The following is a 14,408-nucleotide window of genomic DNA, read 5'->3' as shown; positions in this document are numbered from 1 at the left end:
AGCCTCGCCGGGAGAGGAACCCCGGCTTCGGTTTGCGCCTAGTTCACGGCTTTTCTGGTGGCAACGCATCGGGCAAACGTAGCGTTAACAGGCCCTAATTGATCAGCCTGAAGAAAGACCTCGCACCATGCAAACAACGCAAACCCACAGCCTCCACAAGCCCCGCTGGCAGCTGGCCCTTGGCCTCTTGATCACCGGGTCCGGCAGCGCCTTGCTGGCCCAAGACCTGAGCCAATGGATGCACCACAACGTGTTCTGAGGGCTTCTTCAGCCTCGCTCACTGGCGGCTTCCAAACGACAGCGGGCCATCAACAGCTCCAACTCGGCCAAGACCTGCTCGCTGGCCGGCCAGGGCAGCTCGCCGTCCTTGGCCAGATCGTCCCAGACGCGCAAGCGCTGGGCCTCGCGCGCGGCCGACAGCGCCGCAAACTGCGCGCATTCCGCCTCCGTCATCGGGCCGCCTTGCAAAGCCAGGCTGCGCACCGAATCTGCTGACAAGCTCTCGGCATAGCCGGGCTTCTGGCGGACCAGATAACGCTTGGCCTGCACATGCAGGCGCACCGGCTCGGCCACCGCCGGGCCAAACAAGGGCAGCAAAACACGGGCGGCCAGATCCTCGTGGGCATCGTCGATGCCACGCTCGGTCGGCGAGCCTTCCAAGTCGGTCATCAAATGGCCGACATCATGCAGCCAAGCCGCCAACTGCAGGGCCTCGGAAGCCCCGGCCTGACGCGCCAAACGCGCGCATTGCCAGGCATGTTGAAGCTGCGTCACCGGCTCGCCGTCGTAGGCCAGCGCGCCGCGGCGCTCGAAAAGTTGCAAAAGAAATTGGAGGGTCATCATGGCGGCATCGTTCCAGCTCGCCATTGTGCAAGCGGCTGGTGTCGGGCGCATGTCGGTCGGTCTATAGTGTTCGCACTCTCTCTGCCCGCAGCTCTGCGTCCACTTTTTCAGGAGTCCTCATGGCCAAGAAGACCAGCAAATCCACTGCCGCCCACAGCAGCATCAATATCGGCATCAGCGACAAAGACCGCGCCGCCACGGCCGAGGGCCTGTCCAAGCTGCTGGCCGACACCTACACGCTCTATCTGACCACCCACAACTTCCACTGGAACGTGACCGGGCCGATGTTCAACACCTTGCACCAGATGTTCATGGTGCAGTACACCGAGCTGTGGAATGCGGTGGACCCGATCGCCGAGCGCATCCGCTCACTGGGCCATGTGGCCCCGGGCTCCTATGCCCAGTTCGCCAAACTCAGCTCCCTGAAAGACGCGCCCGCCACACCGCCCAAGGCGCTGGAGATGGTGCGCATCTTGGTGGAAGGCCACGAAGGCGTGGCCCGCACCGCCCGCGCCCTGTTCCCGATTGCCGACCAGGCCTCGGACGAACCCACCGCCGACCTGCTGACCCAACGCCTGACGGTTCACGAGCAGACCGCTTGGATGCTCAGGAGTCTGCTGGAGGAGTGAGCGGACCCTTGTCGCCACCTTGGGGGAGCGTCAAAGGTCTGTCTTTCAAATCGGCTACCCTAGAGCCCTTTTGTTTTCATTCGAACTCAGCGCCGCGCATGAACGTCTTTCCCAAGCTATTGCTGAGCCTGCCCTTGCTGTGGGTGGGCAGCGTTAGCGCAGATCCGGCCAACAGCCTGAGTTGGCACGACGCCGTCCATCGCCTGCAGCAAGGGTCTGATCAACTGGCCGGCGCACGCGCCCAAGTGGCGCAGCGCCAGGCCCAGGCCGAGGGCATCGCCCAGGCGGGCGGGCCCATCGTCAGCGTCTACGGCGCGGCCTACAGCTACAAAGCCAGCCTTGATCTTGACCTGGACCCGCTCAAGCAAGGCATCGGCAACGCCATCAATCTGCTACCTCCCGGCATTGCCGGCATGCTGCCGCCCTTGCCGCCGCTGCCTTCTAACTACACGATTGAGCGGCGCAATAGCAGCCACACGGCCTTGGTGAATGCGGTCTGGCCGATTTACCTGGGTGGCGCCACCGATGCCTTGCGCAGCATGGCCGCAGCCCAAGGCGCCGAAGCGCAAGCCGATTTGCAGCACAGCGAAGAAGAAGCGCTCGCCGTGCTGGCTCAGCGTTACTTCCAAACCCAGATGGCGCGCCGCGCCGCCGCCTTGCGCGAGGCCGCTGCCGCTGGCGTGGCCGAGCATGATGCTGCGGTGGACAAGATGCTGAAGGCCGGTGTGGCCTCGCAGCTGGAGCGCCTGCAAGCCCGCGCCGCGCTGCAAGACGCGCAGTACCAAGCCCGCAAGGCACGCAGCGACGCCGAATTGATTGCCGTCGCGCTGGGACGAACCCTCAAGCTCGACGGCACCCCGGCGCCCAGCACGCCCCTGGCCGTCAGCTCACAGCCGCTGCCGCCGCTGCAAGACTTCATCGGCAGCGCGCTGACCCTGCACCCTGGCCTGGCCAAGGTGGCCGCCAAGAAGGCCCAGGCCGAGCAACTCAAGGCCGGCTCCAAGGCGCTCAACAAACCGCAGGTCTTCGCCTTCGGCCAACGCTCCCTCACCCACAACGGCGACTGGCTCGCCGGTATTGGGGTCAGAGTCAATTTATGGGACTCGCTGGACCATGCCGCGCTGGAGCGCTCGCACCATAGCCTGATCACCCAGGCCGAAGCTGCAGACGCCCAGGCCCGCAATGACATCGCCCTCTTGGTGGAGCGCCAATGGCGCAGCGCCGAGCAAGCGCGCAGCCAATACCTGAGCCTGGCGGCGCAAGACGAGTTGGGCCAGGAACTGCTGCGCCTGCGCCAAGTGGGGCTCAAGCAAGGCACCAGCACCGCGCTGGACCTGATCGACGCCGAGCTGAACCTGGCCAAGCTGCGCACCGAGCGCGCCCAGGTCGCCTATGAACATGTGATGGCCTTGGTCGGCCTGCTGCAGGCCTGCGGCCAGATCGAAAGCCTGGGCGACTATCTGGCGCGCGCCGATTTGCGCCTGGAATGAACCGCGCCTCTGCACAAAAACAAAGAAGAAGCTCTTGTCATGAAACTCCCAAAACTGCTCGTTCCCGCGCTGGCCCTGACGGTGCTTGGCGCTGCGGTTTACGTCATGTGGAAGCACCAGCCGCCGGCGCCCGAACAGCTGCAAGGCATGATGGAAGCTCGCGAAACCGATATCGCGCCCAAGCTGACCGGCCGCATTGCCGAGCTGCTGGTGCAAGAAGGCCAGCGCATTGAAAAAGGCGCCCTGATCCTGCGCATCGACAGCCCTGAGGTGGCCGCCAAGTTGGCGCAGGCCAGCAATGCCGAAGCCGCCGCCTCGGCCGTGGCCTTGAAGGCGCGCAATGGCGCCCGGCCTGAAGAGATCCGCATGGCGCAAGCCAATTACGAGCGCGCCAAGGTCGGCGCCGATTTGGCACGCAAGAGTTTTGAGCGCGTCGATGGCCTCTTCAAAGAAGGCCTGGTCGCCGCGCAAAAGCGCGATGAGGCCGAAGCCAATTGGCGCGCCTCGCAAGGCTTGGCCGATGCCGCCAGGGCCCAGGCCGATATGGCCCGCGCCGGTGCGCGCAGCGAAGACCAGGCCGCCGCCGCCGCCCAAGCCCGCCAAGTCGCCGGTGCAGTGCAAGAAGTGGAAGCCGCCCGCGCCGAAACCGAGCTGAAGAGCCCTGTGGCCGGCGAGGTCGCCAAGCTGCTGGCCAAGGCGGGCGAGTTGTCGCCGGCCGGCGTGCCGGTGGTCACCGTGGTGGACCTGAACGACCAATGGGTGCTGCTGAATGTGCGCGAAGACCAGCTCAAGCGCTTTGCCATCGGCCAAGAGTTTGATGCGACGCTGCCCGCGCTGGCGGACAAGAGCGGCGCTAACGTTCGCTTCAAAGTGACCGCCTCGCAAGTGCTGCCCGACTTCGCCACCTGGCGCAGCACCCGCAGCAACCAGGGCTATGACTTGCGCACCTTTGAGGTGAAAGCGCAGCCGCTCAAGCCGATTGCAGGCGCACGGCCGGGCATGAGCGTACTGGTCAAGTAAGCCATGAGCGCTTCGGGGACCTGGCAGCGGGAATGGGCCCGGCTGCGGGCCAGCCCTTTCGATCTGGCCCTGCTGTCTTGGCTGCCGCTCTTGATGGGCCTGCTGCTGGTCTGGACCTTTGCGGCCGGCCTGCCGACGCGGCTGCCGCTGGGCGTGCTGGACGCCGACCACAGCGGCTTGTCGCGCCAATTGCTGCGCATGCTGGACGCCGCGCCGGGCTTGCGCGTGACGGCCCAGTACAGCGACGAGGCCGAGATGCAGCGCGATCTGCGCGCCGGCCATGTCTATGCCGCGCTGGTGATTCCAGCCGGCATGGCCGCCAACATCAAGCGCGGCCACCCGGCCCACCCTGCGCAACTGGCCCTGCTGCATAACGCCCAATTCGCCACCCACTCCGGCTTGCTGCAAAAAGACGTACGCACCGTGGTGGGCACGCTCTCCGTCGGCATCGAGATCGCCAGCCGCGAGAAGCGCGGCCAAAGCCCGCAGGCCGCCAAAGCCGGCTTTGAGCCCATGCGCGCCAGCATGCAAGCGGTCTACAACCCCTCTCTGAACTACCAGCAGTTCTTGGCCGCGGTCTTGCTGCCGGCCTTGCTGCATATGCTGGCCATGGTGGGCGGCGCCTGGAGCGCGGGCACCGAGCTACGCGGCGCCACGGTGCCGGCTTGGCTGGCCAGCAGCGCAGGGAGACCCCTGCCCGCCCTGCTGATCAAACTGGCGCCGGCCTGGCTGCTGCTGAATGCGGTCAACGTGCTCTTGTGGCTGCTGATGCAGCAGCTGGGCCTGGTGCACGGCCACAGCCTGCCGGTGCTGCTGGGCTTGCATGGTTTGCTGCTGGCGGTGTACCTGGCGCTGGGGGCTTTTGCGGCCTTGGCGGCCAGTTCGCTGCGCATGGCGCTGTCGGCGGCGGGCTTCATCACCGCGCCGGCCTTTGCCTACTCGGGCCTGGCTTTTCCGCTGATGGCCATGCCGCCGGGCGCGCGCATGTGGGCCGAATCACTGCCGCTGACCTGGGTCTTGGAAGCCCAAGTCGGCCTGCTGCAACAAGGCCGCGCCGCTGCTGAACTGCTGCCGCTGACGGGCTGGCTGAGCCTGGCCAGCGCCGGGCTGATCTTGGCCAGCTGCGCCTTGCTGAAGCGCGCCGCCGTCACGCCGGCTTGCTGGGGGAAGCGCTGATGCGGCTCTGGTTCAGCACCTTGGCGCAAACCTGGCGCGCCGCTTTGACGGACAAGGGCACGCTCTTGATGTTCATCATCGCGCCCATCCTCTACGCCTTTTTCTACCCCTGGCCTTATACGACGCAGGAGCTGCGCCGCGTGCCGGTGGCCATCGTGGACCAGGACCACAGCAATCTGGCACGCCAGATCGGCCGCTTTGCCCAGGCCAGCCCGCGCCTGGATCTGCGCTTTGTCACCAGCAGCGAAGCCGAAGCCCGGCGCGCGATGGCGCGGCGTGAGATTGAGGGCTATGTGCTGCTGCCGCAAGACTTGAAGCGCGATGTGCTGCGCGGCCAGGGCGTGGTGGTGCCGGTGCTGGCCGATGGCGCTTACTTCCTGATCAACAAAGTGGTGCTGAGCGGTTTTGGCGAGGTCATCGGCACCGTCTCGGCCGGGGCCGAGCTGCGCCAGCTGCAAGCCAAGGGCGCCTCCAAGCATCAGGCGGCCTTGAGTCGCAGCCCCTTGAACCTGCGCCTGGTGCCGCTCTACAACAAGACCGAGGGTTACGGCAGTTATGTGGTGCCTGCGGTGGCGGTGCTGATCATTCAGCAGCTGCTGCTGATTGGCACGGCCATGTGGGTCGGCACCTGGTTTGAAACCCGGCGCGCGAAGGAGTCGCTGCTGAGTGTGTGGAGCGCGCGCACGGTCGCCTTTGCTTCCTTAGGCCTGCTGTCCGCCGCCTGGTTCTTTGGGCCGGTGTTTCGCTTCTTCGACTATGGCTATGCCGGCAATGTCGGCGCGGCCGCTTTATTGCTGCTGCCTTATTGCTGGGCGATTGCGGCCTTGGGCGTGGCCCTAGGCGCCTTGCTCGCCGACCGGGAGCGCGCCATGCAAGCCCTGCTCTGCACCTCGCTGCCCATGGCTTTCTTGAGTGGTTTTTCCTGGCCGCGCGAGGCCTTGCCGCCGGCGCTGTTTGCGCTGGGCGACTTCATCCCGGCGGTCGTCGGCATTCAAGCCTTTGTGCGCCTGAACCAGATGGGCGCCACGCTGGCTGAGGTGCAGCCCTTCACCCAGCTCCTGCTGCTGCAAGCGCTGGGCTTCAGCCTGCTGGCGGCCTGGGCGCTGTGGCGCCGGGCTCGGGTCTCAGCAACTTCTGCATGAGCACTCCGGTCGCATTGGCCTGATAGCTGCCAAAAGAAGCGCAGCGCTGGTAGCCCAGGCCGGCATACAGCGCCAGCGCCTCGGGCTGGTGGATGCCGGTTTCAAGCCGGGCCCACTCGATGCCCTCATCCCGCAAGTGCTGCTCCAGGCGCTGCATCAAACGCTGGGCCAGGCCCATTCGCCGCGCTTGCGGCAGCACAAACACACGCTTGATCTCGCCATAGCGCGGGCCATCGGCCTGCTGCAACACCTTGACGGCACCACAGGCCAGGCACTCAGCTCCACGCCATGCGCCCAGGAAGATGCCGGGCGAAGCGGCAAGCGAGGCCGGCCCTTCAAGATGCTCATCAATGCCCGCGTAAAGCGAGCGCATCAAAGCATCGGAAGCCGCCAGCAGGCTCGCGGCCTCGGCCGAGAACGGGTCCAAGACGGTGATAGTGATGCTTGAGGAGTCGGTCATGAACGTGGTTTGCAGAGAGGGGCTTGAGGTTCACAATTCAGGCATGAACAGGATTGGCCCCACCCGTGTTGCCATTGTCAGCTTTGACGGCTTCAACGAATTGGACAGCTTCATCACCCTGGGCTTGTTGAACCGCTTGCGGGCGAAGGGTTTGTCGGCCGAGCTCTGCGGCCCTGGCCATGCGATCAGCTCGATGCATGGCGTCACCGTGTCGCTGCAGCGGCCCTTGGAATGGGCCAATGAGGCCGAGGTAGTGCTGTTCGGCTCTGGCCTTTACACCCGCGCGATTGCGGAGAACTCGGCCCTGCTCGATCGCTTGCAGCTGGACCCGGTGCGGCAGTTGATCGGCGCGCAAAACTCCGGCGTACTGCTGCTGGCGCGGCTGGGCTTGTTGGGCGAACGACCGGCCTGCACCGACTTGGTCAGCAAACCTTTTGTGCAAGAGGCCGGCGTGCGGGTGCTCGATGAAGAATCCTTTCATGCCCAAGGGCCGATCGCTACGGCCGGCGGTTGCCTGGCCGCGCAATACCTGGCCACTTGGGTGATGCTCAAGCGCGCCGGTGAAGCGGCCACCACCGAGGCGCTGCATGAAGTCGCCCCAGTGGGAGAAAAGACTCGCTACGCCGAAGGCCTGCTGGCGCGCGTGAGGCCATTTCTCGGCTGAGACCGCGCCACCCTCACTGCACTTCAGGGCTGCGCCTTCAGGTGCTGGCCCAGAAACTTCTCCACCCGCTTCGCAAAATCGACCTGGGTGCTTTGCATGCGCCAGCCATGCGCCTCATTGTCATAGCTGACCCATTCGGGCGGGCGACCCGCCTCGCGCAAGGCCGCGCGCAGGCGCTCACCGTGAGCAATGGGCACGCGCAGATCGCTCTCGCCAAAAGCCAATAGCAAGGGCGCCTTGATCTGCTTGGCTTGGGCCAGCGGCGAATTGGCCGTCAGCATGGCCGCGTCCTTCTCCACATCGCCCACCATCTCGGGCAGCATGTGTTGGCGAGCCGTGCTGTTCATATCGTCTTCCACCCACCAGGAACCCCTCAGCAGCAAGAAGGGGTCGGTCACCGCCACCCAGGCTACGCCGCAGCGGTACAGCTCGGGTTGTTTGATCAAGCCCATCAGGGTGCTGTAGCCGCCATAGCTGGCACCGGCAATGCAGGCCTGGCTGCTGGCCAATCCTTGTTTTTGCGCCCACAGCAGGGCATCGGCCACATCGTCTTGCATGGCCTGCCCCCACTGTTTCCAACCAGCCCGGTAATGCGCTTCGCCATAGCCGGTGCTGCCGCGGAACTCCGGTGAGATCACCAGGTAGCCGCGCGAAGCCAAGAACTGCTCCATCGGCTGCCACTGCCAATGGCCGATGCGAACCCAAGGGCCGCCATGCACCAGCACCACGGCGGGCACCGGCTGGCCGGGCTTGTGGCCCACGGGCTGCGTCAACCACACCGGCAAATCGCGGCCATCGCGGGCCTTGATGCGGTGCAAATCGACCCGCGCCATCTGCTTCGGGTCGATGCCGTCCATCACCGGGCTGATCAGCTGCAGGCGCTTGCTGCTGGCTTCGAACAAATAGAGGCGCCCCGGGTCGGTGTCGGCGAAGGAACGCACCAGCACCACCATGTCTTCAGCGCCACAGCGGCGGCAGCTGAGCCGATTGATGCGTCCGGGCAAGGCATCGTCGATCAAGGCCTGGGTGCGCTTCATGCCGGGGTCAAACCAAACCGTCTGCTCGCCATCGGTGTCGAGCCGCACGCCCAGGGCGCGGCTGCCCGCACGGTCCAGCAGCAAATTGCCATTGAAATCAAAACCCGGCGCGCTGACCAAGGCCGGCGTCTGCGGCTGATTCTTCTCGAAGTCGTAGCGGGCCAACACGCCATAACCCTCGCTGCCCTCGCTGAACTTCACAAACAGATTGCCTGCATCGTCCACGGTCGTTGGCGTGAAGGGCATGTTCAGTACATCCCCCTCGGCCAACTGGCGCCAGGCTTTGTCCCCTGGGCCACGCCAGTGCACCGCGACTCGGCCGTTTTTCTGGGTCATGGCGACGCGCGGCTCGCCCTTGCTGTCAAACAGCCAATCGACGACGCGCGGCGGTGTCCCACGGATGTCCGCATCACGCGTTCGGCCGGTGCGCACGTTCAACCAAAGCGGCGTCAAGGACTCGAGACTGTTGTCGCCAAACTCCATACGGCCAACCAAGACCTCGTCAGGCAAGACCCCTTCTTGGGGCAAGGGCACTTTCAGCAGGCGATGGTTCCACTCCAAAGCGCGATCAAAGGAGTTGCCACTGGTGATGAACGCCTTGCCGTGGCGCTTGACCAGAAAGCGCAGCTCGCTGCCATCCGGCTTGGCCGAAAACAAGCCCGGCGCCACGCGACGGTCTTCACCGCCGCCCGCAGCCAGGTCGACCACGCTAAAGACCAAACGGTCATCCCCCACCCAGTCGAATTCAACGATATCCGCGTCGGTGAAAGTGCCGGTGCGCATCGCCTTGTAGTCTTGACTCAGATCCAGCACCACCAAGCCAATGCGTGTGCCGCCCTTGGAGGTGGTCAAGGCCAGCTTCTTGCCCGAGGGGGAGAGCTTGGCTTCCAGGATGGCGGGGTATTGAAAGAAACGCTCGGCGGGGATCTCGGCCGGCACACTGGCGGCCGCACCAGTTGCCACGACTGTCGCCGCGGCTGTGGCGGAAGCAGCTGAAGGCGCCTGCGCCCCACAGGCCCAGGGCAACAAACCGATCCAAGCCAAGCCTATGGCGCGGCGGCGCCACGCCGGTTTCGCAAAGTGCTGCAGCATTCGTTCTCCCTGTGCCTGCATTTTTAGGCGGCCAGCATAGCAAGCAGCCCTGCGGGGCGCTGCTGCGATAATCCCGCACTTCCCCTTTTCACCACTACTGACCGCGCGAAGGCTTTTTGAGCCTGGCGCGCCACGCGCCATGTCCGCCGATCTCCCGACCCGAATTCAGACCGAAGTCAAGCGCCGCCGCACCTTCGCCATCATTTCCCACCCGGACGCGGGCAAGACCACGCTGACCGAAAAGCTGCTGCTGTTCTCGGGCGCGATCCAGATCGCCGGCTCGGTGAAGGCACGCAAGGCTTCGCGCCATGCCACGTCTGACTGGATGGAAATTGAAAAGCAGCGCGGCATCTCGGTGGCCTCTTCGGTCATGCAGATGGAATACCGCGACTGCGTCATCAATCTGCTCGACACCCCGGGCCACCAGGACTTCTCCGAAGACACCTACCGTGTGCTGACCGCGGTGGACGCGGCCCTGATGGTGATCGACGCGGCCAACGGTGTGGAGCCGCAGACCCGACGCCTGCTGCAGGTCTGCCGCGCGCGCAACACCCCCATCCTGACCTTCGTCAACAAGATGGACCGCGAGGTGAAAGACCCGCTGGCCCTGATGGACGAGATCGAGGCCGAGCTGGGCATGACCGTCGTGCCCTTCACATGGCCGGTCGGCATGGGCAAGCATTTCCACGGCGTGATGGACCTGCGCGAAGAGCGCATGCGCGTGTTCTCGCCCGGTGAAGACCGCGTCGCCGGCGACGAAGAAGTGCTGGAAGGCTTGAACAACCCGGCCTATGCCGAGCGCTTCGGCATGCAGTACGAGCAAGCCGAGGGCGAGATCGAGCTGGTGCGAGACGCCGCCGCCGAGTTCGACCTGGATCAATTCCTGGTCGGCAAGCAAACGCCGATGTTCTTCGGCTCGGCCGTCAACAACTTCGGCGTGCAAGAAATTCTGGACGCCTTGGTGCAACTGGCGCCGGCGCCTTCTGACCGCGGCGCGATGCAGCGCGTGGTCAAGCCCGAAGAGCCCAAGTTCACCGGCGTGGTCTTCAAGATCCAGGCCAATATGGACCCCTCACACCGCGACCGCATTGCCTTTTTGCGCGTGGCCAGCGGCCACTTCGAGCGCGGCATGCGCCTGAAGGTGGTGCGTTCGGGCAAAGAGTTACGGCCCAATACGGTGGTGAGCTTCCTGAGCCAACGCCGCGAGCTGCTGGACGAGGCTTTTGCCGGCGACATCATCGGTATCCCCAACCACGGCGTGCTGCAGCTGGGCGACACCATCACCGAAGGCGAAGCCCTGCAGTTCACCGGCCTGCCCTTCTTCGCGCCGGAAATGTTCCGCTCGGTGGAAGTGGCCGACCCGCTCAAGACCAAGCAATTGAAGGCCGGCCTGCAGCAGCTGGGCGAGGAAGGCGCGATTCAAGTCTTCCGCCCCATCGCCGGCAGCGTGCTCTTGCTGGGCGCCGTCGGTCAGCTGCAGTTCGAAGTGGTGGCGCACCGCCTGGAGCATGAATATGGCTGCAAGGCCCGCATCAGCGGCAGCCGCTTCCAGGTGGCACGCTGGGTCACCTGCGCGCCCGAGGACGGCGGCGAGAAGGAGCTGAAACGCTTTATCGACGCCAATGACCACCGCATGGCCTATGACGCGGTGGACGCGCCGACCGTGCTGGTCGAATACGCGCCCGAGCTGCGCGCCATCGAGGCCAACTGGCCGAAGATCAAGTTCCATGCGCTGCGTGAGCACGCGGGTCTGGTGTTCCAGCAGCGTTTAGAAGGCTGAGTCAGGAAGGTTGAGTCAAGCCGGCCTGAAAAATACCCGTCCAATTTTCGGTTGCCGCAAAACGCCGCCGTTTGAACAATGCGGTCTTCTTCAATGCACAGGAAGACGGCAGGACGAGCATGGAAATCACCGACGGCGCAATAGCCGACCGTTACTACCAAGCTTTGCTGGACCGCGCCGAAGACCATGTCGGCGTGTTCTTCGCGGCGGTGACCAGCACCGGTGTGTTCTGCATCGCCAGTTGCCGCGCCCGCAAGCCCAAGCGCCAGAATGTGCGCTTTTTCTCCGAGGCCCAGGGCGCGCTGCAAAACGGCTTTCGCCCCTGCAAGGTCTGCCGACCCACCGAGCATGCCTACAGCCCGCCAGCACCGGTGCTGCAGGCCCTACAGTGGCTGCGCGCGCATCCACAAGAAAAGCTCGGCGACGGCTTGCTGCGAGAGCAAGGCCTCAGCCCTGAAGCTCTGCGGCGCTGGTTCCTGCGCCACCACGGCATGACTTTTCAGGCCTACCAGCGCCAGCTACGCATCAACACGGCGGTTGAGCAGCTCAAGGCCGGCGGCAGTGCCACTCAATCCGCCATGGATGCCGGTTATGACTCGCTCAGCGGCTTTGGCTACACCTTCAAACGCATCATGGGCACCGCACCTTCTTCCTTGCAAGAGCACAGCCTCAATACCATCCTGCTGCACCGCTTCACCACGCCGCTGGGGCCGATGTTTGTTTGCTCCACCGACGCCGGCGTGTGCCTGATTGAGTTCGTCAGCCGACGCATGCTGGAGACCGAGTTCCGTGACTTGCAGCGTTTGCTGCGAGCGCGAATCACACCAGGTGAAAATTCCCATACTCGCCAAGCAGTGCGCGAATTGCACGAATATTTCCATGGCCAACGCCGGGTCTTTGAACTCGCGCTGGACACGCCAGGCACAAGCTTCCAGCAGTCGGTTTGGCATGCACTCCAGCGCATCCCTTACGGCCACACCGGCAGCTACGGCGAGCAGGCCCGCGCACTCCAACGCCCCGAAGCGATTCGTGCCGTCGCAGCCGCCAACGGCCAGAACCGCGTCTCCATCGTCGTGCCCTGCCACCGGGTGATCGGGCAAGACGGCAGCTTGGTCGGCTACGGCGGCGGCCTGGCTCGGAAGCAATGGCTGCTGGACCATGAAGCGCGCTGGCTGCGTGGTGATGGCAGGGCTGATATGAAACCCCAGCAAAGTTTGCAGTGGTGAGCCATGCTCATCGTGACCAGACTGCTGAAAGTCAACACGATGACACCACGCCCCCCGAAGTCGGCGATAGGGTGAGCCCGAATTGATCAGGCTTGAATCCTGTCACTAAAGTCGCGCCCTTACATTGAGGGAGAACGGACTGATGAACACGAAGATTCAAGTATCGAAATGGTTGTCTATCGTCGCCATGGGTTTGATGGTGATGTTGACGGGTTGCGCAGTCAAACCTCAGTTGCCCGTCGCCTTGGGGCAAGAGTCCTTGATCAAGCCTGATGTCCGAATTGGCGTGGCCATGACTGCCATTCCCAAAGCCGACACTTCTTTCCCTGGTGCAGGCTGCCTGCTTTGCCTGGCGACCGCATCAGTGGCAAACAGCGGCCTAACAGCCCATGTGGTGACCTTGCCAGTCGATGACATGGCCAAGGTCAAGACTCAGTTGCTCAGCTTGCTGCAGAAAAAGGGCGCCAAAGTGGTCGCTGTGAATGAGGCGCTCAATATCGAAGCCTTGCCCGACTTCAAAGCCGGGGGCCCCAATGTCGCCTTGAAAGACTTCAAGTCATTGGCTTCCAAGTATCAGATCGACAAATTGATCGTGGTTGATGTGCAAGCCATCGGCGTGCATCGCAACTACTCGGCCTATATTCCAACCAGCGATCCGAAGGCAGTCGTCATCGGTCGCGGCTATGTGGTGAATCTCAGCAACAACGCTTATGAATGGTTCCTGCCCTTCAACGTTCAAAAGGCGGCTGAAGGTAAATGGGACGAGGCCCCGAAATTCCCTGGCTTGACCAATGCCTATTTCCAGAGCATTGAAGAAGCCAAAGACATCCTGACTGCACCACTGCGCTGATGTTCCGGCAGACCTTCAGCAGTCCAAGGCTCCTTAAAGCCGGACTGCTGGCCACCACCTTAAGCCTGGGGCTGCTGAACCTCGGTGCAGTTGCAAATGAGCAGCCGGGCAAGCCCTTGGCCGCCACGCTTACTGCACCTACAGCCGCAGACAAAGTCGCGCTAAAGCTGCCCAGCACCGAGGCGGTGATGTTTCGCGGGGTCTACAGCTTGGACCAGGTTGGCCTGCCAATGGCCAATATGCTGTATCCGGGCGGAAATTTGGTCGGCTTTCTTGCAAGCGTTGTCACCCATGGCCTGATTGTGGAAGGCGAGAAGCTTCGTCAGCGCAACAAGGCCGAGCAAGAGGCTGATCGTGTCCTCGAGGCGCTGATGCCCGCCATTCGTGCCATCAACATGACGAGTTTGTTTGACGGCGCTGTCGGGGAGTCGACGCTGAAAGACCGAGCACACTTGCTCAGGCCAGACCAGGAAAACCCAAGCCGCTCCATGATCGAACCGGCACCGGTCATCTGGATCAGTCAGGATCGATTGAGCCTGATTGCCGATGTCGCCATGTCGGTTCAGGTGGATGCGCAGCAAGCCATGTGGCAAGGGCGAGTCCGGGTGGTGTCGCCTCGACTGGAAGTAGCCGACGCTGTCGAGCACTGGAATGCCGATGAGGGTCAGCAACTCAAACAGGTTTGCGCCCAATTGGTCGGTAAGGCTATTGATGTTGGCTTTGCCTACGCTCAGGCCGACAGCAACAAGATCGCAGCTTTGCCCTTCCAGTCGGTCGCCTATACCGTGGGCGGCAAGAAAAAAGTCGAACGCGCCCAAGTGCTGCACCAAGATTGCAATTACCGACTGCTCAAAACGCTGCGGGGTGACCTCTTCGCTGTTCCCAACAGCCGACTCCACTTGGACGACGAGGACGAGAACCCCGCCTGCCCGACAGCCAGCTCAACTGCGCCATCCTGAATGCGAGACCGCGAGCAGCCAAAGCCAAGCGCCAGCAGAT

The 14,408-nt window shown here is 63.8% G+C and carries 14 protein-coding genes; 11 read left to right on the top strand and 3 right to left on the bottom strand.

What is annotated here, in order from left to right:
* The first annotated feature begins 127 nt into the window (after positions 1-127).
* Complete coding sequence (locus tag LNV06_RS12400; protein WP_263538601.1) at positions 128-259, top strand: solute carrier organic anion transporter; 132 nt, start codon at positions 128-130, stop codon at positions 257-259.
* 8 nt (positions 260-267) lie between these two features.
* Here the strand turns inward: LNV06_RS12400 and LNV06_RS12395 are convergent, their stop codons facing one another.
* Positions 268-843 carry a phosphonate degradation HD-domain oxygenase gene (locus LNV06_RS12395; protein WP_263538600.1) on the bottom strand — a complete coding sequence of 192 codons (576 nt, stop codon included), beginning with the start codon at positions 841-843 and terminating at the stop codon, positions 268-270.
* A gap of 119 nt (positions 844-962) precedes the next feature.
* Between LNV06_RS12395 and LNV06_RS12390 the strand changes: the two genes are divergently transcribed.
* The 5 genes from LNV06_RS12390 (at position 963) to LNV06_RS12370 (ending at position 6,300) form a co-directional block, all read left to right on the top strand.
* On the top strand, positions 963-1,472 hold the full coding sequence (locus tag LNV06_RS12390; RefSeq protein ID WP_263538599.1) for a Dps family protein: 510 nt from the start codon (positions 963-965) through the stop codon (positions 1,470-1,472).
* A gap of 98 nt (positions 1,473-1,570) precedes the next feature.
* Positions 1,571-2,962, top strand: a complete 1,392-nt coding sequence (locus LNV06_RS12385) for a TolC family protein (protein ID WP_263538598.1) — start codon at positions 1,571-1,573, stop codon at positions 2,960-2,962.
* A gap of 39 nt (positions 2,963-3,001) precedes the next feature.
* Positions 3,002-3,982, top strand: coding sequence for an HlyD family secretion protein (locus tag LNV06_RS12380; protein WP_263538597.1), 981 nt, complete (start codon positions 3,002-3,004; stop codon positions 3,980-3,982).
* Positions 3,983-3,985: 3 nt separating this feature from the next.
* A complete protein-coding gene (locus LNV06_RS12375) occupies positions 3,986-5,158 on the top strand; it encodes an ABC transporter permease (protein ID WP_263538596.1) in 1,173 nt (390 codons plus the stop codon).
* A complete protein-coding gene (locus LNV06_RS12370) occupies positions 5,158-6,300 on the top strand; it encodes an ABC transporter permease (protein ID WP_263538595.1) in 1,143 nt (380 codons plus the stop codon). The genes LNV06_RS12375 and LNV06_RS12370 overlap by 1 nt, the downstream gene beginning before the upstream one ends.
* Here LNV06_RS12370 and LNV06_RS12365 read toward each other — a convergent pair.
* Entirely contained in the window at positions 6,239-6,760 is a 522-nt protein-coding gene (locus LNV06_RS12365; RefSeq protein ID WP_263538594.1) for a GNAT family N-acetyltransferase, read from the bottom strand. The genes LNV06_RS12370 and LNV06_RS12365 overlap by 62 nt on opposite strands.
* A gap of 43 nt (positions 6,761-6,803) precedes the next feature.
* Here LNV06_RS12365 and LNV06_RS12360 point away from each other — a divergent pair, with 43 nt between their 5' ends.
* The gene (locus LNV06_RS12360; RefSeq protein ID WP_263538593.1) at positions 6,804-7,424 is read left to right on the top strand and encodes an AraC family transcriptional regulator; all 621 of its coding nucleotides are present in this window, start codon (positions 6,804-6,806) and stop codon (positions 7,422-7,424) included.
* Between the two features lie 23 nt (positions 7,425-7,447).
* Here the strand turns inward: LNV06_RS12360 and LNV06_RS12355 are convergent, their stop codons facing one another.
* Positions 7,448-9,553: a S9 family peptidase gene (locus tag LNV06_RS12355; RefSeq protein ID WP_263538592.1), complete on the bottom strand. Its 2,106-nt coding sequence runs from the start codon at positions 9,551-9,553 to the stop codon at positions 7,448-7,450.
* Between the two features lie 139 nt (positions 9,554-9,692).
* Here LNV06_RS12355 and LNV06_RS12350 point away from each other — a divergent pair, with 139 nt between their 5' ends.
* From LNV06_RS12350 to LNV06_RS12335, 4 genes are all read left to right on the top strand, one after another.
* Positions 9,693-11,333 (top strand): peptide chain release factor 3, encoded by a 1,641-nt coding sequence (locus LNV06_RS12350; protein WP_263538591.1) that lies wholly within the window; start codon positions 9,693-9,695, stop codon positions 11,331-11,333.
* A gap of 119 nt (positions 11,334-11,452) precedes the next feature.
* Complete coding sequence (locus LNV06_RS12345) at positions 11,453-12,559, top strand: bifunctional transcriptional activator/DNA repair enzyme AdaA (protein WP_263538590.1); 1,107 nt, start codon at positions 11,453-11,455, stop codon at positions 12,557-12,559.
* Positions 12,560-12,701: 142 nt separating this feature from the next.
* Positions 12,702-13,409: a hypothetical protein gene (locus tag LNV06_RS12340; RefSeq protein WP_263538589.1), complete on the top strand. Its 708-nt coding sequence runs from the start codon at positions 12,702-12,704 to the stop codon at positions 13,407-13,409.
* Complete coding sequence (locus tag LNV06_RS12335) at positions 13,409-14,368, top strand: hypothetical protein (protein WP_263538588.1); 960 nt, start codon at positions 13,409-13,411, stop codon at positions 14,366-14,368. The genes LNV06_RS12340 and LNV06_RS12335 overlap by 1 nt, the downstream gene beginning before the upstream one ends.
* Positions 14,369-14,408 lie beyond the last annotated feature (40 nt).

The organism is Paucibacter sp. Y2R2-4, from assembly GCF_025717535.1.
In the GTDB taxonomy this organism is placed as follows: Bacteria; Pseudomonadota; Gammaproteobacteria; order Burkholderiales; family Burkholderiaceae_C; genus Paucibacter_A.
The sequence above is the reverse complement of the archived record's forward strand: the minus strand, read 5'-3'. Positions and strand labels throughout refer to the sequence as shown.